Origin of the sequence: Aliiruegeria sabulilitoris (assembly GCF_001558155.1) — a bacterium.
GTDB classification, from domain to species: domain Bacteria; phylum Pseudomonadota; class Alphaproteobacteria; order Rhodobacterales; family Rhodobacteraceae; genus Tropicimonas; species Tropicimonas sabulilitoris.
This window is the reverse complement of record NZ_LOAS01000148.1, coordinates 1-309: the sequence shown is the minus strand read 5'-3', so window position 1 is coordinate 309 and position 309 is coordinate 1. Positions and strand designations below refer to the sequence as shown.

The window sequence follows — 309 nt, the reverse complement described above, 5'->3', positions numbered from 1 at the left end:
CCGTGCGCACCCGCTTGAGATCCTGCATCTCGGCACTCTGCGAAGTGCCGTAGGTGAGCGCTTGCCAGTGCATGCCCTTGGCACCTTCATGGGCGCCCTGAAGGACGTAGACGTGAGCGCCCAATGGGTCACCGTCCCATTCGAGCGCCCCGGAGGCGACTTCCACGTCGTTCTCGATGATCACGATTTTGCGGTCATGCGAGGACGCAAGCATCGTTGTGACCGGATAGGCATCGTCCAAGGCCCAGTCCGCCGGATGTTTGCGCCCTTCGAGGGTTGAGACGACATCCTCGAATTCGTGCTCGGCAT

At 61.5% G+C, this 309-nt stretch carries 1 pseudogene; it reads right to left on the bottom strand.

The annotated features are described in order from the left end of the window. Nucleotides 1–309 (bottom strand): annotated as a pseudogene (locus AX756_RS26300) (L,D-transpeptidase); the annotation flags it as partial.